Genomic DNA, 18397 nt, shown 5'->3' on the forward strand with positions numbered 1-18397 from the left:
GGGTCCTCCCGGTGACCGTCCCGGGAGGACCCACACACGCCGGCCCTCGGCCCCTCACCCGGGCCCGGGGCCGGTGTCGCAGCCGGATCGGAGGGGCTACTTCCGGGGGGAGCAGGGATCGCAGCAGGAGGGGGCCGGTTCGACGCAGACGGTGACCGTGTCGGTGTTGCCCGTCAGGTCGGGGTCCTTCTCGTTGGCGGTGGCGGTGGCGGTGTTGGTGATCCGGCCGGCCCTGGTGGCCTTGGCCCGCAGGGTGAGGGTCGCCGTGGAGCCGTCGGACAGGTCGCCCACGGCCCACTGTCCGGTGGCCGGGTCGTAGGCTCCGGACGTGCCGTCGGCGGACAGGAAGGCGAGGCCGTCCGGGAGCCGGTCGGTGACGGTGACGCCGGTGGCCTGGTTCGGGCCGGTGTTGCGGACGGCGACGCGGTAGGTCACGGTCTGCCCGACGGTGACGGTGGTCGCGTCGGCCGCCTTCGTCACGGTGAGGTCGGCCGCCGGCTTGACCTCGGTGACCTCCTCGCCGGAGGTGGCCGTCAGCGGCTCCGGGGTCGGGCCGAGCCGGTTCTCGTACGAGGCGGAGGCGGTGTTGCTGATCTGCTTGCCGCCGCTCGCCCGGTCGATGACGACCCGGTACTCCACCGTGGTGCCCGACGGCAGCGTCTCGGTACTGGGCAGGCTGCCTCCCTGCGCCCCGGACGCCCCGTTGCCCAGGTGGAAGACGACCTGGTCCGCCTGGGCGTCGTAATACGCCTGGTCGTCGCCGTTCGCGTCGCTCTTGGCACCGGCGTTGGGACCGTCGACCACGCGCAGCGACCCGGGCACGTACGTCGTCCCCTCCGGGACGGTGTCGGTCAGGACGACGTTCTCGGCGTTGCCGCCGCCCTCGTTCCTGGCGGTGACGCGGTAGGTGACGACATCACCCACCTCCAGCGGTCCGGCGGGCACGGCGGTCTTGGTGAGCACCAGGTAGGGGGCGGTGCCGAAGAAGATGCCGTCGAGGAAGTTGCCGATGCCGCGGTTGCCGCCGGCTGCGGAGACGGACCGGAAGGAGAAGCGGGTCGTCGTCTGGCCGGCCGGCACGGTGTAGGTGCCGGTGTAGTAGCCCCAGGCGGTGTTGCCGTCGGTGAAGCGTCGCTGCTCCACCGGGGAGCCCGGTGCGCCGATGTCCAGCGCCATGGTGTCCTGTCCCAGCCGGCCGCGGTGGTAGAGCCGCCAGTACAGCTTCGACCCGGGCGTGGTCGGCAGGTCCTGGTAGAGGGTGGCGACCTCGTTGGCGTTCAGCTCCGCGAACTGGGCGCCTTCGGCCGCCGGCACGCCGCTGAACCCCGACCGCCATAACTCGATCCTGTGGTCGGACGCCGTGGTGAGCCAACCCGGGACCCGCTTGGGCGCCTGGGTCTGGGAGGCGTCCGGAAGGATCTCGTAGTCGGTGACGGCGGGCTGTTCGAAGCTGCCGTTGACCAGGGCGACGCGGAGCGGTGCGGCGGGAGGTGTACTCATCGGTCTTCTCCTTGGGGTCGGCGTCACGGAGGCGCCCCGTCGACCTGCCACGCCTGCACGTCGGGTGACGGAGCCCGAAACGGCAGACAGCTCACCGTATTCACGCGAACACGAGAAGTGACATCGACGCGTGTCCGGACAACCCTGTGCCGCAGGTTTCGCCGGCTCTCGCCTGCGCCTGGCGCCCCGCACCGGCACGCGCGCCCCCGGCCTCCACACCGCTGGGGACGCACCCGCCTCCCTGACCTCACCCGCCGCCCCCGTCGTGGCCGAAACCGACCGGCCGCTCCTGTCCGCTCACCCTTTCCCCGGGTGAATCGCCCGTCGGGAAGTTGACGTCGCCTTCGGCGTGCGACGGTGCCGGGGGTGTACTCCCGCTGTCCAACTCCGCTGGAAACGCGCGTCGTCGACCGCCCGCATCCGTCAGAGGTCCTGGCCGTCCCTGCGTTTGCAAGGCACCGTGACCGGCAGGAAAATTGTTGCTGTCAGCGTGGCCCCTGCCGCTGGAAACGGGGCCGGCGGGCCTCCGCGCTTCTTCTGCTGCTGCCGCGCACGAGCGCGGACGCGCATTTCCCGGTACTGGCCACCTATCCGTCCCGGTCTTTCGGGAGGGCCCGTGACAACGCTGCGACTGGCCACGTTCAATGTCGAGAATCTCTTCGCACGCTGGCGGTTCAAGGCCGGCGTCGACCCGGCGGCCGCCAACTCGAGGGGCTGGATCGTCGATCAGACCCTCTTCGAGGAACTGGGTATGGACGACAAAGCCATCACGGGGGCGGCGGTGCGGGAACTGGGGGCCGACGTGCTGTGCCTGCAAGAGGTGGAGAACGTCGACACGCTCAAGTATTTCCGTGCTCAGGCGCTGGGCGGGCGCACCGAGTACCCCTACGTCGCCGGGGTGGACGGCAACGATCCGCGGCTGATCGACGTCGCGGTGCTGTCGAAGCTGCCGATCACGCGTATCCGCTCGTACCAGCACCTGATGGACCCGGGGGCCCCGACGGCACCGCTGTTCTCGCGTGACTGCCTCGAGGTCGACGTCGAGGTCGGGGTGGGTCAGGGGCACAGTACGCCCGTGACGCTGTTCGTCAACCACTTCAAGTCCATGCGGGAAGGACGCGCGGAGACCCGGGGGAAGCGGGAGCGGCAGGCCGGCAAGGTGATGGACATCGTCACCGACCGCTTCGGGAGCGCGTCACCGGGCGACCGTCCGTTCGTGGTCCTCGGCGATCTGAACGACTATCTGGAAGCGGACGGCGACGGGGGTTCGGGTATCAGTCGCCTCGTCAACTGGGACCAGGTCGAGAACGTGGTGGCCCGCCTGCCCGAAGGGGAGCGGTGGACACACTACTGGGACGACGGCGAGGACTACCGGCAGCTGGACTACATCCTGCCGTCCGTCTCACTCGCCCGGGCAGCCCCGCACACCCCGCCGGAGATCTTCCGCAAGGGCATGCCGCTGCGTGCCGTCAAATACACCGGGCCCCGGTTCCCGGGCGTGGGGCACGACAAGCCGAAGGCATCCGACCACTGTCCCGTCGTCTTCGAACTGGAAGTACACCCGCCGACGGCATGAGACGCGTCCGTGCCTGCGGCCGGGTGATCACGTCGTCTGCAAGTGGTCAACGAATCAACCGTCGTTCCTCTCGCTCAGGAGGTCTCCCATGACCAGGACCCGCCACGTCAACTGCATCATCCCGCCGCATCTCCTCGACAAGCTCCTGCACAGCGACGACAGCGACGTACGCAAGGCCGCCCTGGACACCTTGCTGACCACGACGCGGTTGCGGGGTGAGCGGTCGGTCCGGGCAACCTTCGCCGGAGCGGCCGCCGCCGGGAACGGCCGGCGGACGGTGTTCGACTGCCGGCAGGGACGGTTCCTGCCCTTCGCCGTTCTGGTCCGGACAGAGGAGGGCGCGGAGTCCGGGGACAGTTCCGTGAACCGGGCGTTCGACGGACTCGGCACCACGCGGGACTTCTACCAGAAGGTGTTCCAGCGCAATTCGCTCGACGGCCTGGGCATGCGCCTGGACGGGTACGTCCACTTCGGCGTGGGGTACAACAACGCGTTCTGGGACGGACGGCAGATGGTCTTCGGTGACGGGGACGGAAGGATGTTCACCGACTTCACCGCGTCCATCGACGTGATCGCCCACGAGCTGACCCACGGGGTCACCGAGTTCACGGCGGGCCTCGCCTACCACCACCAGTCCGGTGCGCTGAACGAGTCGATCTCGGATGTCTTCGGAACACTGGTCAAGCAGTGGTCGGCGAACGAGACGGCGGAGACGGCGGACTGGCTGATCGGCGCCGACGTGTTCACCCCGGGCATCGAGGCCGACGCACTGCGCTCGCTGAAGGCCCCGGGGACGGCGTACGACAGCCCCCTGCTCGGCAAGGACCCGCAACCCGACCACATGAGCAGGTTCGTCAACCTGCCGAACACCGAGGCCGGCGACTACGGCGGGGTGCACATCAACTCGGGCATCCCGAACAAGGCGTTCTACCTGACCGCCGTGGGCATCGGCGGATTCGCCTGGCAGGCTCCCGGCCTCATCTGGTACGAGTCGCTCAAGGCATCCAGCATGGAGACGAAGTTCCAGGACTTCGCGGACACCACCTACCGGAAGGCCGAGGAACTGTTCGGCGCCGGCAGCGCCGAACAACTGGCCGTGCTGGCGGCGTGGCAGGGGGTGGGGATCCAGATCAGCGGAGTCCCCGCCGGGGTGGCCCGGGCGCGCAGTCTCGCGGCGAGCCGGGACGGCGGTGTGGGCCGGGACGACGGCCTGGCCGCGCTGAGCAAGCAGGTCGGGGCACTCTCCGCACAGCTGAGGGAACTGAACGAGGACCTCACCGCGCTGAAGGCGATGAGGTGACCGCGGCCGGTCGGTACCGGCCCGGTCCTCGGGAGGTCGTCACGAACCGTTCCTTCGCGACTCGGCCGGCCCCGGGAGGGTGTGCACGATGAAGGTGACCCTGGCGCGGCACGGCGGGCTCGCGGCCGCGGTCCACCTGCGCCGGCCGCCCACGGTGGTGGACACCGACGCCCTGCCCGAGAGCGCCGCGGCGGAGCTGGCCGAGCTGGTGGCGGCTGCCTCCACCGGTGCGGCCGGGCATGAGGGGCCCGGGCCCGGCCGCGCCAGGGACGCGATGAGCTACACGGTCACGGTGGAGGAGGGCGGGCGCTCGACCGAGCTGACCCAGTCGGACACCACCATGTCCCCGGAGTTCGCCGCCCTGCTCAGCTGGCTGGAGAAGCACTCCGCCCAGCAGTGACGGGCGACGCGCCCCCTCCCTACGACGCATTCCCCATCGACGGCGTCCACGCCACCCGGCCCGGCGCACCGGCCCGCTTCCTCGACGCGGCGGAGGGGGAGCCATACGAGGTCATCGCACCCGGGCCGGGCGAGGACGTGACGCTGTGACGGCTCGCCCCGCCGGTCGGCGGCGCCGGTGGGAGAGGGCGCGCCGACCGCGCTTCCACCGCGGGTGGTATACCTCCCGCGCACTCCTGTTGATCATATGACCAATTCGTTCGCGTGCTTCGGGACGCGTGCCGTGCGGACATCACAAGGGTGGTTTCGTCTTCCCCGGTGAGGAGGCCGCATGGTGCGGGTGGAGCGTCTACTGGCCGACTGCCTGGACGACGCGCGTACACAGCCGCTCGGCACCGTGCCCGTCGCCGTCCGGGGCGCCGGTTACGCGGCGGCCCGCCGGACCTTCCTCGCGGCCGGTCTGGACGCCCTGCGCGCGCACACCCCCGACGCCGGGTGGGTGCAGCTCGGCCTGGCCTGCGCACCCGCCGGCCCCGGACCGCTGCCGTACGGGCAGCTCGCCGCCACGGCACGCGAGTTGCTCGACTCCGGACAGGCACGCGAGTTCTTCTTCATGCACAAACCCCCTGGCCTGCGCGTGCGGTTCCTCGCGGCCCGGCCGTCCCGGGCGGGCGAGCTGCGCGAGACGCTGCTCCGGCGTCTCGGGTCCGGGCAGGCGGAAGGCACCTGGGGGCCGCCCGTGGCCGGTGTGTACGAGCCCGAGACGTACCTCTTCGGCGGGCCCCCGGCCATGCCCTGGGTGCACGCGCTGTTCACCGCCGACTCGCGCGCCTGGCTGGACGTCCACACCCTCGCGGCCGGTGCTCCGCCACCGCCGTCCTGGCGGGTGTCGCTCGCGTTGCTGCACGCGGTGTTCGACGCCCTGGACATCGTCGGCTGGGAACATCGAGGGGTCTGGCAGGCCGTCCGGGAGGAGGCCGGCCGCCGGCTGCCCGGAGGGCTCGGCGCACCGGACCTGCGGCGGGCCGCCGCCGGGATCCGCGACTGGTGGGAGCTGAGCCCCGGCGCCCGGCTCGAAGCGCTGCCCCAGAACTGGCGGAACGTCGTGGGCGAGCACGTGCAGGCGGTGGGGCGGGCCGCGGAGCAGTGGCGTACCCGCTACTTCGCCTCCGGCGAGGCCACGATCGGCGCGCGCCGGGCCGCCGCCCACTACGCGGTCTTCCACTGGAACCGGGCCGCGCTCTCCACCGCACGCCAGTGCCTGCTCACCGAGGCGCTCGCCGCAGACGGCCGCGAGGGGGTGCGGTGAGCACGGGGCGGGTACCGGCACAGGCGGCGGACACCGGTGGCGCGGTCCTCGGGGCCACGGCGCTGCTGCGGGTGGGCGGGATGCCCGGCGCGGCCTGGACGGCGGGGGCCGCCGAGCACCTGTTCGAGGGTGCCGCCCGGCAGGCCGACACCGACGGGCGGCTCGCCGTACGGGCAGGGGCGCTGGCCGACCGGCTGGGCGACGAGGTCGTACCGCACCCGTCGCTGGCTCCCGCCGACCGGGGTGCCGTACTCGCCCTGCGGCGTCGCCTGCACTCCGGAGCGGCCCCGCGCAGGCCGGACTGCCTGCTCCTGGAGCACTCGCCCGCCGTGCCCGCCGGTCTCGCGCGGCAGGCGCGCGCCCTGCTGGGCGAGGCGGAGGCGGCCGAGGCGGCGGTCGCCGCACTGCGGCAGGCGGTCACGGCCGAACAGGAGCGTGTCGCCGAGCAGATCTGGCGTACGACGTGTTCCAGCCCGGTGATGCGGGCGTTCGTGGACAGCGCCGCGCCCGGACTCGCCGACGACGTCCAACGGCGGCTCGCCGCAGGGCAGTCCTGGTCGGGCAGGCAGCTGCGCAAACGCGCCGCCTACCTGTGGCGCGTCGTGGGCCGGGCCGCGGTGAAGACCACGCCCCGCGGCTGGGCGGGCCAGATCGCCGCGCTCCCGGTGACCGGCGGGCCGGACGGGTGCCCCCCGTTGCTCGTGCCCGGTACGACGCTCGGTGCCCTGGCCGCGATCGCCGTGGAGAACGTCCACCTCGTCCGCGCCCGGACCGCCCCCGCGGACCTGCGCACCGCCGGCCCGGACACCCTGCTCGCGCCGACGCCCCTGCACTTCGCCGAACCTCCCGCCACCGCACCCGGCGACGCGCCGGGCCAGGTGCGCTGTTACGTCGTGGATCCCCGCGAACCCGGCCGGCTGCGGCAGATCCTGCTGCGCCGCACCCCCCTGCTGGAAGGTGTGCTGGCCCTCCTCGCCGACGGGCCGCGCCCGCTGGGCGAACTGGAACGGGCGCTGGCACCCCTGTCCGCGCCGCCCGGCCGACCGCCCCTGTCCCCGGATGTGCTGCGCGGGTTCCTCCGGCACCTGCACGGCCTGGGCCTGCTGCAGATCTGCCGGGCTCCCCGGCACCACCACAGCGGCTGGGTGGAGGCCGGCACGGTCACCGCCACCGGCACCCTGCCGCGGCCCGCGGCGGGCGGCCGGTCCGACGCCTGGTTCCTCGACTCCTACCGTCGTCCGGGAGCCGACGCCACCGTGCCCGCGGCGGCCGTCGCACGCGTCCTGCGCGGACTGCGGATCGCGGCCCGGATCGCCGCCCTCCGGGAAGCCGACCACCCCGCCGTCCCCGCCGACCGGCAGGCCGCGCTCGCCGGACTGACCGAGCAGGCGCGCCCCCTCAGCGAGTTCCTCGCCGACCGGCTGAGCGCCGACGACCCGCCGCCCGCTCCCCGCCGCTACACAGGCTGGTCCCCCGCCCACGACCGCGGCGGAGGCTACGCCCGGCTGCTGGACCACCTCGACGCCGCCGCCCGCAGGGGCGCGGACCGCGTCGACCTCGACCACGCGCTGCTGGACACCCTGGGCGCACCACCCGCCGACGACGCCCTGCCGCCCTGGCCGGTCGACTGCCTGCTGCGCCCGCTGGCCCCCTCCGCCGGCACCGGCCCGGTGGCCGTCCTGGAGACCGCCTCGGCCGCCGGGGTGCTCGACGCGCGGTTCGCCGACGGACTGCGCGCCCTGCACGGCGGTTACGGCAACGGCGACGCCTACCGCGCCTTCCTCGCCGCCGTCGAGGACCGCACCGGTGTCCGCTTCGTCGACCTGCTCGTGCCGCCGCTCACCGAGCGGTCCGCCAACGCCGTGCGCCGGCCCGTCACCACCCGCTGGTGGACCGGCGACCCGGACCCCACGCCGTACTACGGCGCATCCGGCAGGCACGCCCGCTACCTGCCGCTGGACCGCATCAGCCTGCGGTGCAGCCGGGGCCGGATCGTCGCCGAGGCGGACGGCCGGCGCATCATCCCCGTGTACCACGCCACCCGGTCCCCCGCCCCGCCCTACGACACCCTCGTGCGCCTGCTGCTCACCGCGAGCCACCCCGCCGCCTCGTACCTGGTGCGCCTGGACGCGCTGGAGGCGGCCCTGCCCGACCGGGCCAGGCTGCCGCGGCTGACCGCGGGCGGCGACCTCGTCCTGGCCCCCGCCACCTGGCGGATCGACCGCGGCCGGCTGTGGCAGCCGGGTGACGACCTGTTCGCCAAGGTCCGCACGCTCGCTCTGCTGCGCCGCAGTGCCGGTCTGCCCCGGCACGCGTTCGCGCGGACCGCCCCCGGAGCCAAGCCGGTCCCCGTCGACTTCGCCTCGCTGACGGCCCTCCACCAGATCGAGCGGCTGTGCGCCCGGGAGGCGGGCACCGCGCTGCTGGTGGAGGAGATGCTGCCGGCACCCGACGGCCTGCTGCTGCGCGACCCGCTGCACGGCGGCGCGGCCGTCGCCGCTCAACTGCTGCTCCGGCTCCCCCACGACCAGAGCGCCGCCCGGCTCGCCGCAGCCGCCGCGGACGCGCTGGCCGCCGGGGGCCGGCACGACGTCCCCGGCCCGCCCGCCAGGCGGCCCGCCGGGGCGGCCCACAACCGATGAGTGAAAGGGGAAGTCCCATGCCCGCCAACGAACTCACCGAACTCGACACCCTGATCAGCGACCTCGAGGAGCGGATCACGAGCGAGGACCTGCCGTCGGCGTCCGCGTACACCGAGGGCTGCAGCGGCCTGTGCACGATCCTCGTCTGTGCCACGGTCGTGATCTGCTGATCCGCCCCCAGGAGCCGCCCGCCCGGGAGGGCGGCTCCGCCCCGGCCCGCACGCAGGCGAGGAGGACGATGCAGCACGACACCCCCGCACCGGCCGCCGCACTCGGTGACGTCCACGGCTTCGCCGTCCGCTGCCTGCGGGAGTGGACCGAGGCACCCGGGAGCGGCGGGCACCCCTGCGACCCCGGGATCCCGGTCCTGGCCCACCTCGTCGCCGACGGACGGGCGGCACCGGACGCCGTGGCCGTGTGGTCCCGCACGGCCGGACGCGGGCCGTCCCACCCCGCCCTGTACGACGGGGGCCTGGCCGGCACGCTCGTCGGCCTGCGCCTGGGCGCCCGCGTCCACCCCGGGCTGCGGCCCGCCGCCGACCGGCTCGCCGCCCACCTGGGCGGGCGACCGCTCCGGTACCGCACCCACGCGGTCGCCTTCCCCGACTACGACCTCATCTCCGGCCCCGCCGGCACCCTGCTCGCCCTGTGCGCCACCGCGCCGGCCGAGCCCCCGCCGCGACCGCTCGCCGAGCACCTGGCGCTGCTGTGCGACGACGACGAGCTGGGACGGCTGCGCACCGGACACTACGCGCACCACCCGCACCTCGCCTGGGTGCACGGCCGTGTCAACACCGGCATGGGGCACGGCGTCGCCGGAGTGGTCACCGCGCTCACCGCCGCGCTGCGCACGGGGCCGGAGACGGACCTCGCCGCCGGGCTCGCCGCGGCGCTGCGCCGGGCCACGCGCTGGCTGGTCCGGCAGGCGTACGACGACGAGCGGGGCATCCGCACCTGGCCCGGCGCCGGACTCGACCGTCCGCCCGCACGCCGGGCCCACCCCCGCCAGGCCTGGTGCTACGGCACCCCGGGGGTCGCCTGGGCGCTGTGGGACGCCGCCGACGCCGTCGGGGACGCGGCGGCCGCGGACTGGGCCGCGGCCGCCTTCACCACGCTCGCCGAGCACTACGACGAGACGTTCCACCTCTACGGCGACACCCCGGCCGACCGTCTGGGGCTGTGTCACGGGGCCGCCGGTGTGCTGGCCGTGGCCGACGCGTTCGACCGCCACGCGCGGCTGCCCGCCGCCGCCGCGCTCAAGCACCGGCTCGTCCACCACCTGACGGCCCGCCTCGCCTCCCCTGCCCCGGCCGCCTGGCCCGCCGACCTGCTGACCGGCCTGCCGGGCACCCTGTCCGCGCTCCTGACCGCCGCCCACGGAGCACCGCGCGGCTGGTTGTGCTGCCTGGGGCTGCGCTGAGGAACGGCACGGTGTCCTGTGGTCCCGTCCGGGGACGAGGAGACCCGGTACTACGCCGGCGCGGCGGCCTCCAGGTCGGCGATGCTGCCCGACATGATCGTCCGCACGTGCTCGGTGATGTGCTCCGCCGGCCAGTCCCACCAGGCGACGGCCAGCAGCCGGGCGACGTCCTGCTCGCTGTACCGGGTGCGGATCAGGCGGGCCGGGTTGCCGCCGACGATGCCGTAGTCGGGCACGTCACCGGTGACGACGGCGCCGGTGCCGATGATGGCTCCGTGTCCGATCCGCACGCCCGGCATGATCGTCGCCCCGTGGCCGAACCAGACGTCGTTGCCGACGACGGTGTCCCCTCGGTTCGGCAGACCGGTGAGCAGGTCGAAGTGCGCGGACCACGCACCGCCCATGGTGGGGAAGGGGAAGGTCGACGGGCCGTCCATGCGGTGGTTGGCGCCGTTCATGATGAACCGCACGCCCGTGCCCAACGCGCAGAACCTGCCGATGACCAGCTTCTCCGGCCCGTAGTGGTAGAGCACGTTGCGGGTCTCGAACGCGGTGGCATCGTCGGGGTCGTCGTAGTAGGAGTACTCGCCGACCTCGATCAGCGGGGACTTGACCAGCGGTTTGAGGAGCACCACGCGCGGCTGGTCGGGCATCGGGTGGAGGACCGTCGGGTCGGCAGGGGCAGGCATGGCGGGCATCGCGGGCATGGCGCGCAGGTCCTCGCAGTTCCTCAGCGGGTGCGGTTCGGTGACCGGTCCATGATCCGCCACCGGTCCGTCCCGGCCCACCGGTTTTGCCGCCGGCCCCGCAACCGGTCCCCCTCGCTTCCGCCCTGGCCCCTTTCCGTCCCCCTCCCTCTCGCATCCGCCCTGGTCTCGTACTCGTACCCTCGTCGGCGTACGACGGCTGACGACGTTCGGGAGGCGACGGGGGTATGAGCGAGTTCGGGACAGCGGCGGGGACCGTTCCCGCAGGGGCGGCGAGCGGGAAGCGGGCGTGGAGTCCGGCCCGCAGGGCGGTCGACTCGTTGGCGTGGGCGGCGGCGGTCCCGGTACTGCTGCTGTTCGGAGCCGGGGTGGCGCAGTGGGTGACGCTGCTCGGCGTGGTCGTCGTGCTGGCCGTCCTCGCGGTCGCGACGTGTCTGGTCGGTGGAGTGTGGCACCGGGCCGGGGCGGCCACGCTGGTGGCGGTGTCCGGTTTCGCGCTGACGCTGTTCGCCGGGCCGACGGTGTACGAGGGGTACATGCGGGCGGCCGGCGAGCCGGTGGACGCGGTCGTCGTGGACGTCGCCGACCTGCACCGCGAGCACGGCGCCGACATGACGTGCCGGGTCCGCGAACTGGGCGGGGAGCGGCGCACCTTCGAGGTCTCCCAGATGCAGAACTGCTTCGGGCAGGCCGCGAAGGGCGACCGCATCACGGTGCGGGAGGACCCGCTGGGCCTGCTCGATCCGTGGCTGCCGTACGGCCCCGACGACCAGGACACCAGCGAGATCACCGCCGCTGCGACGGCCGGGCTGACCGTGGTGGCCGGGGCGTCCGTCCTCTACGGCGGGCAGCGGCGGCGCAACCGTTAACCGCCATGGGCGAGGGCGTCATCGGCCGTCGCGCCGCCACTCGTAGCGCCATGCCGCGCCGAGGTAGCGCTCCTCGTCGGGGCGGTCGGGCCGCGGCGGGCCGAGGCGGCGGGCGCCTTCCACGCAGCGCTCGTCGTCGTGGAGGGCGAGTCCGTACACGGCGACGGCCTGGACCCGGCGGTCCGCGTCGTCCAGCAGGGCGGCCAGGGCGTCGGCGAGGGCGGGGTCCCGGTCCCTGCCCACGGCGACCGTGAGGCAGGCGTCCTCCCGTACGACCGCCTCCTTGTCGGTCATCAGCTCCCGCAGGGCCGCGCGGGCCGCGCCGGAGAAGACCGGCGGGGAGGACCAGGCGCTGAGTCCCTGGGCCACCGCCCTCCGTACCCGGGCGTCCCGGTGGCCGGCGTGGGGCAGGAGCGCAGCCTCCGCGCGGGGGCCGGGGTGTTCTCCGAGGGCGACCAGCACCTCGGTGAGCACGGCGAGGTCCGTCTCCTCGGCCGACCAGTCGGTGAAGATGTCCAGGGCGGGCCCGGCGAACGCGTCCTCGTCGCCGTCGTCGAAGAGATGCGTCAGCCGGAGCACCTCGGCACCGAACAACCGGCGGACCGGGTCGGGGTGGGCGCGCAGCGCCGCGGCGGCCGTCCAGGTCTCCTCGTCACGTCGGTGGGCCAGCAGGATGGCGGCGCTCCCCCATGCGGTGTGGTCCGGGTCCCGGTGGGTCAGTGCACGGCCCATCAGCTCCTCGAAGCCGGCCCGGATGCGGAGGAGTTCCTCCAGCCGGGTGAGAATCGCAGCGTGCCCGTCCCGTACGGTCGTCCCGCCGAGGGAGAGCTCGTGGACGCTGTTGAACTCGTCGTCCTGGACCCGGACACGGCCGGCGGAACCCCCGGCCCCTGTGCGGCGGCGCAGCTCGGCCTCGACGCCCGTCTCGTACCAGTGACGCGCCAGGTCCCGCATCTCCAGCAGTTCCTGCTCGCCGTACCGCGCCCGCACCCTGCTGTCCAGCAGCACCTCGACCAGCGCCGGCGATCCCCGGTCGACCGCCGCGCGCAGCGGGTGCGGACCGTCCGGCCCGCACCGCACGGCATCGGCGCCGTGGTCGAGCAGCAGCTGCGCGACGGTCGCGGAGCGGGCTTCGACGGCCAGCCAGAACACGGGCGTGCCGCGGGCGTCGCACACGTCGGGGTCGCCGTCCTCCAGAAGGAGCCTCCTCACCAGGTCGGTGTCGCCGTCCCGAGCCGCGGCGACCAAGGGAGGTTCACCGTCCAGGGGCAGCTCACCGCCCGTGGGAAGCTCACCGTCTACCGCACCGCTCGTGCCCGCACCCGTGCTCATGTCTCTCCCCCGTCGCGTTCCGCGGCCCCGTGAAGTCTAGGGATGCGGGACGCACACCCGGGCACCGTCTTCCGGGAGGTAGCAGGCGGTGATGCGGCGGGGTGTGTCCGTGGCGAGCATCGGTGTGGAGTGGTAACTGCCGGTCGTGGCCGGGTCGGTGTCCTGCGCGCTGAACCGGTCGCCGGCCAGGCTGATGACGAGCCGGTCCCCGTGGTGGGAGAACCACATACGGCCCCGGGCCGCCCCGCACGCCCTGGCGTAGAGGACCTCGAACACCGCGCCCTCGGCGGTTCGTCTCCTGGCGACGGTCTCCGACGTGCCCGAACACCACGTCGCCTTGGCCTCCTCGCCCTGGCAGGCCCGGCCGGTGCACAGGGGCCGTGCGGTCGCGAGGTCCGGCGCGGGGAAGCGGCGTGCGGCCGGACGGCCCAGTGCGTCGGCCAGCCACCAGGAGAGGGGGAGGGTGAGGGCGGCCACCAGGGCCGCGGTCGCCGCCACCGTCCGCAGGGCGTAACGTCGCCGGACGGTCGCGGCCCGCCGCTTCGTGCGGGAGGCGGGCCGAGCGTCCGTCACCACGCTGAAGTTCGTCCGCAACGCCGGCGACCCGCAGAACTCGCGGCTGACCGTTCTGCGCGGCGACCACACCGTGGCCTCCTACCGCGCCGGCTCCGGCTTCGGTGCCGGCCACCCCAAGGGGCGGGACGAGTGCGCCACGGCCCGGGGCTGGCTGCCGGCCGGCACCTACACCGTCGGCGCCCGCCACACGCGCTACGACGGCTCGGTCATCAAGGGGTACGCCGTCCCGCTGAGCGACAAGACCTGCGACAACGGCCGGACCAGGCGTACGGCCCTGTTCATCCACAGTGAGATGACCCGTGACGGCGGACGGGGGCGCCTGGAGAGCCGGCGCTGGGACGGGCCGTCCGACTACAGGTCCAACGGCTGCATCAAGCTCGCCCCCGGCGACATCAAGAGGCTGTTCGCCGTCCTGGCCGACGGGCCGGCCCCCCGGCGGCTCCGGGTCGTGTGACCCGTCCTGTGACCGGTGGCGGTCCCACGGGGCGCCGGGCGAGGTCTACCTCCCCCGGCGCCCCGCCGACGTTCGGCACGGTCCACGGCGACAGCGACAGCAACAGCGACAGCAACAGCGACAGCGACAGCGACAGCGACAGCGACAGCGACAGCGACAGCGACAGCGACAGCGACAGCGACAGCGACAGCGACAGCGACAGCGACAGCGACAGCGACAGCGACGGTGGATACGCCATGCGTCATGACCCGCATGCGTTACGCGTCGAGCGTGGCCGCTGGTTCGGCGGGACGGCACAGTCCGTGGGCCGGGGACTGCGGCGCGGGAAGCTCCCACCTGACCTCGCCCTCGTACCGGTGCTCGGTGGGAGCGAGTCCGGCTGCGGCGGCGACGGCGGCGGATGCCCGGTGGTCAGGATGGATGTGGGCACGGATCGTCTGCACGCCTTGCTCCTGCAGCCAGGCGACGAGTCCTCGCGCCGCCTCGGTGGCGATGCCCCGGTTCTGCCACGGAGTTCCGACCACCCAGGCCACCTCGGCCACACATCCGTGGGCGGCGGCGGTGACGGTGGCCTGGACCGTTCCGGTCAGGCGCTTCTCCTCGCGGAGCCTGATCACCCAGTTCCACCACGTCCGGGAGGGATCCGGTGAGCCGGCGACCAGGCGTTCGTACCGTGTGCGCAAGTCCTGCGGAGAGTGCGGGGCGCCGCCGATGAAGGCATGCAGTTCCGGATCGGACAGCACGTCGGCCATCTCGTCCGCGTGCTCGACGGCGAGCGGCAGGAGGCTGAGTCTGCCGGTCTCCACAGCCCCGATCTCCATACCGTGCACGCTGTCTCCCGTCCGAGCGTTCCATCCACCGGTGGCCGTCCGACCCTACGGTGCCGGGGCCGGTTACTGGCCGGTTCACAGCGCTTTGTAAGATCCATTCCGACCAACTCAAGCCCTATCTGGGGGATTACAACCTATGACCAAGCGCCTTTCCGCCCTGGCCGTCTCCGCGGTCATCGCCGGTGGGTTCCTCGTCACGTCGGTGCCCGCTCACGCGGCCACGCCGGCCGGCCACGGCGCGATCGTGTCCAAGGCCGCCATCACGTGCAACGAGCGCCAGATGCGCCAGCAGATCGCGCAGCTCAAGACCAAGGCCGCGCAGCTGAAGCGGCTGGGGGAGGACGCGGCGGCCAGGAAGGCCCTCGCGGACGCGGCCGCCATCCAGCGGCGGCTCGACCAGTGCATCAAGACCGAGGAGAACCAGAGCAAGCCGTTCCCCGGCTGAGTCTCCCTCTCCTGTGTGGCGCTGCCCGTCCCCGTTCCGGGGGCGGGTGGCGCCACACGCTTGTCCCACCCACGGCCGCCTTCAGTGGGCGCTGTCCTCCAGGTGCGGACAGGGTGCTTTCTGCCCTCCTTTGAAACCGTCCTCCTTCTGCTCCTGCTCCGGGGTCACCAGGTGTCCGCGTTTGTCTTCGAAGGCCCGCACCCAGGTCTCCCTGAGCTGCTCGGGCTTCACCGTGGCCGGCCAGCACGTGCGCCCGTTCACCTGGGCCCCGTCGAGCGCGTTCGGTGAGACGCCGCCGATGTCCGCGTGCGTCATGTTCGTGCTCTGCAGGAGGGCGCCATGGAGATCGGCCCCGTTGAGGCTCGCGTCTTCGAGATCGGCGCCAATCAGTTCGGCGCCCTCCAGATCGGCACCGTCGAACGTCGCGCCCTGCAGTACGGCGTCCCGGAATCTGGCACCTCTCAGGTCGAGTGTCCGGAAGTCCGCGTCGCGCAGGTTCTTGCCGCTGAAGTTGATGCCTTTGATGTCCCGGCCGCCGGGGGTGAACCCAGGGATGCTCTCGGCGGCCTCGACGTTCGCTCGCCATGTGGCGTACTTCTGGGACTGCTCGAAGGACGCCTGGAGGAACAGCACCGCCAAGCCGACGGCCAGGCCGGTGATGAGGCCTCCGCCCAAGGCGGAAAGCACTTCGATCCTCGGCTCCTGCTCCCTCTCGTGGACGGCCATCCGCCAGGCGATCACGGCGAAGAGGGCACCGAGAACGACCAGTGTGGAAACGAGGGCCCACTGCCATGGGCCTGCGACGGGCATGGCAAGTCTCCCCTGTATCCGGGAGGGTCTCGACCAGCGTCATGGTGGCGCGCGGGGGCGCTTGCGAACAACGGCTTCGGACAACTGCGTCGAATATGTCGAATATCGCGAAGAGTGACTGCGAAGAGTGCCTCCGAAGAGGATCTCCGTCGAGTAACTTCGTCCCATTTCTTGCTTCTATACGCTTCTATACGCCGGGCAGCCCTTGATCGCAAACGGGCTCCGCAGGCGCATCCTCAGAACGCCCCTGCCAAGGAGGCCGCACCGCCGCCGCGTGCCCGCTTGAGCCGCTCCCGGTACGCCGGTGCCTCATGGGCGACGGTCCAGTAGGCCTCCTCCAGCGCGGGGAACGCTTCGTCCAGTTCGGTCTCCGTGCGGGCCGCCAGCAGGAGGCGTACTCCTATGGGGTCGCCCTTCAGCGGGCGGATCGCCAGGTCGGGGCGCGGGTGGGCGGTGGGCTGGCTGACCGTGACGACCTCGCCGGTGGCGGCCAGGGAGTACGCGGTGAGGTAGTCGCCGTGCAGCATCTCGGGGTTGAGGCCCGCCGCGCGCAGGACCCGGGACAGGCCGTCCCACTCGCCGTCGACCGTGGAGTCCACCATCCAGCGGTCGCCGGCCAGATCGGCGAGGGCCACCTCCGGCTGGGACGCCGCGGGGTGGTCCGCGGCGAGCGTGACGAACTGGGGTTCGCGCTCGACCAGCACGCGCAGGCAGAGGCCCGGGGGGACGCGCAGCGGACTGCCCTCGACCTCGTGCACGAAGGCCATGTCGAGCCGGCCGGCGGCGACCATCCCGAGCAGGGCGTTGGCGGACACGTTCATCTGCAGGGTCGGTTCGAGGCCCTGGCCCCGGGCTCTGAGCAGGCGCAGCCAGCCCGGGATGGCGCGGCTCGCGGTGGCGCCGATGCGCAGCCGGAATCCGCCGGCGGCACGGGCGGCGGCCGCCCTGGTCTCGGTGACGATCGCCGCGAACTCCGCGACCAGTGGTCTGGCCCGGCTCAGCACGGCCAGCCCGAGGGGGGTGGGGCGGCAGCCGGTCCGGGTGCGGACGAAGAGCTGGGCACCGAGAGCGCGCTCGATGCGTCGTAGCTGCGTGCTCAACGAAGGCTGCGCCAGGCCGAGTTGCCGAGCGGCTCCGTGCAGGCTGCCGGTGTCGGCGATGGCGCAGAGAACGCGCAGATGCCTCACCTCCAGCTCCATGGGAGGAGCGTAGGGCGGCGCCGGGCACCACACCAGATGTTCAACTTCCAATGAAAGTGGACGAGTCGGCCACCGATAGCCCGGTGCTATCCCCGATTGCCATCATCCGTCGCCCCGTTGGTCTGCCCGAGACTCACTGGCAACCGATCGTTCAACCCCACAGGACGAGAAGGAGCCCCCCATGGCGTCGTTCCGCAGCAGCACCGGGCCGAAGAGATCCAGGAGCCTCGTGGCCCTGGCGCTCGGCCTCGGTCTGGCCTCCGCCGCGCTCGGCACCGCGAGCCCGGCGAACGCGAACAGCACCGCGGACACCCCCGCCCGTACCGCCGTCTCCGGATACACGGCCACGGCCGACAAGGCCGGCACCAAGGCGTTCTTCGACGCGGTGCTGAAGTCGGTCGCCAAGAGGCAGGCCGAGCAGCCGTCCCTGAAGGCGGTGACGGTCTACTACAACGCCTCCCAGGCGCCGAGCTTCCGCTCCCAGATATCGAGCGCCGCCTCCATCTGGAACAGCTCGGTGTCGAACGTCAAGCTCCAGGCCACTTCGGGCAGCGGCGACTTCGCCTACTACGAGGGCAGCGACCCGCGCGGGTCCTACGCCTCCACCGACGGCCACGGCAGCGGCTACATCTTCCTGGACTACACGCAGAACCAGCAGTACGACTCCATCCGGGTCGCCGCGCACGAGACCGGCCATGTGCTGGGCCTGCCCGACCACTACAGCGGCCCGTGCAGCGAGCTGATGTCGGGCGGCGGGCCGGGCCCGAGCTGCACCAACCGGTACCCGAACTCCACCGAGCGGGCCCGGGTCAACCAGCTGTGGGCCAACGGCCTCGCCAAGGCCCTCGCGCAGGTGGGCAAGGCGGGCTGACCCCGCGAGCGCCCCAAGCCGGCGGCTCCCCCACAGCCCGGGCGCTCATCACGGTACGGACCGCGGCACCGGCCCGCGGTCCGTACCCGTGTGCGTGTGGGTGTGCGTGTGACGACCGCCTCGGCCACGGTGGGGGCGAACGCGGCCGTCGACTCCTG

The 18397-nt window shown here is 73.0% G+C and carries 20 protein-coding genes; 12 read left to right on the forward strand and 8 right to left on the reverse strand.

Going from position 1 to position 18397, the window contains the following annotated elements:
• Positions 1-96: 96 nt before the first annotated feature.
• The gene (locus IEZ20_RS24870) at positions 97-1500 is read right to left on the reverse strand and encodes an isopeptide-forming domain-containing fimbrial protein (protein WP_189302498.1); all 1404 of its coding nucleotides are present in this window, start codon (positions 1498-1500) and stop codon (positions 97-99) included.
• A 616-nt stretch (positions 1501-2116) separates the two neighbouring features.
• On the opposite strand from IEZ20_RS24870, the gene IEZ20_RS24875 reads away from it, so the two are divergent.
• The 8 genes from IEZ20_RS24875 (at position 2117) to IEZ20_RS24910 (ending at position 10146) form a co-directional block, all read left to right on the forward strand.
• The gene (locus IEZ20_RS24875) at positions 2117-3076 is read left to right on the forward strand and encodes an endonuclease/exonuclease/phosphatase family protein (protein ID WP_189302501.1); all 960 of its coding nucleotides are present in this window, start codon (positions 2117-2119) and stop codon (positions 3074-3076) included.
• Positions 3077-3164: 88 nt separating this feature from the next.
• Positions 3165-4376, forward strand: coding sequence for a M4 family metallopeptidase (locus tag IEZ20_RS24880; protein WP_189302503.1), 1212 nt, complete (start codon positions 3165-3167; stop codon positions 4374-4376).
• Positions 4377-4464: 88 nt separating this feature from the next.
• The gene (locus IEZ20_RS24885) at positions 4465-4776 is read left to right on the forward strand and encodes a protealysin inhibitor emfourin (RefSeq protein ID WP_189302505.1); all 312 of its coding nucleotides are present in this window, start codon (positions 4465-4467) and stop codon (positions 4774-4776) included.
• On the forward strand, positions 4773-4925 hold the full coding sequence (locus IEZ20_RS24890) for a hypothetical protein (RefSeq protein WP_189302507.1): 153 nt from the start codon (positions 4773-4775) through the stop codon (positions 4923-4925). Before IEZ20_RS24885 ends, IEZ20_RS24890 begins: the two co-directional genes overlap by 4 nt.
• Positions 4926-5106: 181 nt before the next feature.
• Complete coding sequence (locus IEZ20_RS24895; RefSeq protein WP_189302509.1) at positions 5107-6084, forward strand: thiopeptide-type bacteriocin biosynthesis protein; 978 nt, start codon at positions 5107-5109, stop codon at positions 6082-6084.
• Positions 6081-8726, forward strand: coding sequence for a lantibiotic dehydratase family protein (locus IEZ20_RS24900; protein ID WP_189302511.1), 2646 nt, complete (start codon positions 6081-6083; stop codon positions 8724-8726). The genes IEZ20_RS24895 and IEZ20_RS24900 overlap by 4 nt, the downstream gene beginning before the upstream one ends.
• Before the next feature lie 17 nt (positions 8727-8743).
• On the forward strand, positions 8744-8896 hold the full coding sequence (locus tag IEZ20_RS24905; protein ID WP_189302513.1) for a hypothetical protein: 153 nt from the start codon (positions 8744-8746) through the stop codon (positions 8894-8896).
• Between the two features lie 68 nt (positions 8897-8964).
• Complete coding sequence (locus tag IEZ20_RS24910; RefSeq protein ID WP_189302515.1) at positions 8965-10146, forward strand: lanthionine synthetase LanC family protein; 1182 nt, start codon at positions 8965-8967, stop codon at positions 10144-10146.
• A gap of 50 nt (positions 10147-10196) precedes the next feature.
• Here the strand turns inward: IEZ20_RS24910 and IEZ20_RS24915 are convergent, their stop codons facing one another.
• Complete coding sequence (locus IEZ20_RS24915; protein ID WP_189302733.1) at positions 10197-10835, reverse strand: CatB-related O-acetyltransferase; 639 nt, start codon at positions 10833-10835, stop codon at positions 10197-10199.
• Between the two features lie 245 nt (positions 10836-11080).
• Here IEZ20_RS24915 and IEZ20_RS24920 point away from each other — a divergent pair, with 245 nt between their 5' ends.
• Entirely contained in the window at positions 11081-11722 is a 642-nt protein-coding gene (locus IEZ20_RS24920; RefSeq protein WP_189302517.1) for a hypothetical protein, read from the forward strand.
• Positions 11723-11740: 18 nt separating this feature from the next.
• Here the strand turns inward: IEZ20_RS24920 and IEZ20_RS40450 are convergent, their stop codons facing one another.
• Together IEZ20_RS40450 and IEZ20_RS24930 are read right to left on the reverse strand one after the other, a co-directional pair.
• Positions 11741-13054: an ankyrin and HEAT repeat domain-containing protein gene (locus IEZ20_RS40450; RefSeq protein WP_189302519.1), complete on the reverse strand. Its 1314-nt coding sequence runs from the start codon at positions 13052-13054 to the stop codon at positions 11741-11743.
• A gap of 36 nt (positions 13055-13090) precedes the next feature.
• On the reverse strand, positions 13091-13552 hold the full coding sequence (locus IEZ20_RS24930) for a DUF2690 domain-containing protein (RefSeq protein WP_189302522.1): 462 nt from the start codon (positions 13550-13552) through the stop codon (positions 13091-13093).
• Between the two features lie 46 nt (positions 13553-13598).
• Here IEZ20_RS24930 and IEZ20_RS24935 point away from each other — a divergent pair, with 46 nt between their 5' ends.
• A complete protein-coding gene (locus IEZ20_RS24935; protein ID WP_189302524.1) occupies positions 13599-14084 on the forward strand; it encodes a L,D-transpeptidase family protein in 486 nt (161 codons plus the stop codon).
• Here the strand turns inward: IEZ20_RS24935 and IEZ20_RS24940 are convergent.
• Both IEZ20_RS24940 and IEZ20_RS24945 read right to left on the reverse strand, forming a co-directional pair.
• Entirely contained in the window at positions 14023-14322 is a 300-nt protein-coding gene (locus IEZ20_RS24940; RefSeq protein ID WP_189302526.1) for a hypothetical protein, read from the reverse strand. The two genes, IEZ20_RS24935 and IEZ20_RS24940, sit on opposite strands and share 62 nt — an antisense overlap.
• A gap of 19 nt (positions 14323-14341) precedes the next feature.
• Complete coding sequence (locus IEZ20_RS24945; protein WP_189302528.1) at positions 14342-14905, reverse strand: GNAT family N-acetyltransferase; 564 nt, start codon at positions 14903-14905, stop codon at positions 14342-14344.
• Between the two features lie 145 nt (positions 14906-15050).
• On the opposite strand from IEZ20_RS24945, the gene IEZ20_RS24950 reads away from it, so the two are divergent.
• Positions 15051-15359 carry a hypothetical protein gene (locus IEZ20_RS24950; RefSeq protein ID WP_189302530.1) on the forward strand — a complete coding sequence of 103 codons (309 nt, stop codon included), beginning with the start codon at positions 15051-15053 and terminating at the stop codon, positions 15357-15359.
• An 81-nt stretch (positions 15360-15440) separates the two neighbouring features.
• On the opposite strand, the gene IEZ20_RS24955 is transcribed toward IEZ20_RS24950, so the two are convergent.
• Complete coding sequence (locus tag IEZ20_RS24955) at positions 15441-16169, reverse strand: pentapeptide repeat-containing protein (protein ID WP_189302532.1); 729 nt, start codon at positions 16167-16169, stop codon at positions 15441-15443.
• Positions 16170-16405: 236 nt separating this feature from the next.
• Positions 16406-17368 (reverse strand): LysR family transcriptional regulator, encoded by a 963-nt coding sequence (locus IEZ20_RS24960; protein WP_189302534.1) that lies wholly within the window; start codon positions 17366-17368, stop codon positions 16406-16408.
• Positions 17369-17549: 181 nt separating this feature from the next.
• On the opposite strand from IEZ20_RS24960, the gene snpA reads away from it, so the two are divergent.
• A complete protein-coding gene (gene snpA / locus IEZ20_RS24965) occupies positions 17550-18239 on the forward strand; it encodes a snapalysin (RefSeq protein ID WP_189302536.1) in 690 nt (229 codons plus the stop codon).
• Positions 18240-18397 lie beyond the last annotated feature (158 nt).

This window comes from Streptomyces cinerochromogenes, assembly GCF_014648635.1.
In the GTDB taxonomy this organism is placed as follows: Bacteria; Actinomycetota; Actinomycetes; order Streptomycetales; family Streptomycetaceae; genus Streptomyces; species Streptomyces cinerochromogenes.

Excerpts from the sequence above, each read along its gene's own strand:
- IEZ20_RS24870 (WP_189302498.1), bottom strand. The coding sequence starts at position 1,500 with ATGAGTACACCTCCCGCCGCACCGCTCCGCGTCGCCCTGGTCAACGGC.
- IEZ20_RS24880 (WP_189302503.1), top strand. The coding sequence starts at position 3,165 with ATGACCAGGACCCGCCACGTCAACTGCATCATCCCGCCGCATCTCCTC.
- IEZ20_RS24885 (WP_189302505.1), top strand. The coding sequence starts at position 4,465 with ATGAAGGTGACCCTGGCGCGGCACGGCGGGCTCGCGGCCGCGGTCCAC.
- IEZ20_RS24895 (WP_189302509.1), top strand. The coding sequence starts at position 5,107 with ATGGTGCGGGTGGAGCGTCTACTGGCCGACTGCCTGGACGACGCGCGT.
- IEZ20_RS24905 (WP_189302513.1), top strand. The coding sequence starts at position 8,744 with ATGCCCGCCAACGAACTCACCGAACTCGACACCCTGATCAGCGACCTC.
- IEZ20_RS24910 (WP_189302515.1), top strand. The coding sequence starts at position 8,965 with ATGCAGCACGACACCCCCGCACCGGCCGCCGCACTCGGTGACGTCCAC.
- IEZ20_RS24915 (WP_189302733.1), bottom strand. The coding sequence starts at position 10,835 with ATGCCTGCCCCTGCCGACCCGACGGTCCTCCACCCGATGCCCGACCAG.
- IEZ20_RS24920 (WP_189302517.1), top strand. The coding sequence starts at position 11,081 with ATGAGCGAGTTCGGGACAGCGGCGGGGACCGTTCCCGCAGGGGCGGCG.
- IEZ20_RS40450 (WP_189302519.1), bottom strand. The coding sequence starts at position 13,054 with ATGAGCACGGGTGCGGGCACGAGCGGTGCGGTAGACGGTGAGCTTCCC.
- IEZ20_RS24940 (WP_189302526.1), bottom strand. The coding sequence starts at position 14,322 with ATGGCGTATCCACCGTCGCTGTCGCTGTCGCTGTCGCTGTCGCTGTCG.
- IEZ20_RS24945 (WP_189302528.1), bottom strand. The coding sequence starts at position 14,905 with ATGGAGATCGGGGCTGTGGAGACCGGCAGACTCAGCCTCCTGCCGCTC.
- IEZ20_RS24950 (WP_189302530.1), top strand. The coding sequence starts at position 15,051 with ATGACCAAGCGCCTTTCCGCCCTGGCCGTCTCCGCGGTCATCGCCGGT.
- IEZ20_RS24955 (WP_189302532.1), bottom strand. The coding sequence starts at position 16,169 with ATGCCCGTCGCAGGCCCATGGCAGTGGGCCCTCGTTTCCACACTGGTC.
- IEZ20_RS24960 (WP_189302534.1), bottom strand. The coding sequence starts at position 17,368 with ATGGAGCTGGAGGTGAGGCATCTGCGCGTTCTCTGCGCCATCGCCGAC.
- snpA (WP_189302536.1), top strand. The coding sequence starts at position 17,550 with ATGGCGTCGTTCCGCAGCAGCACCGGGCCGAAGAGATCCAGGAGCCTC.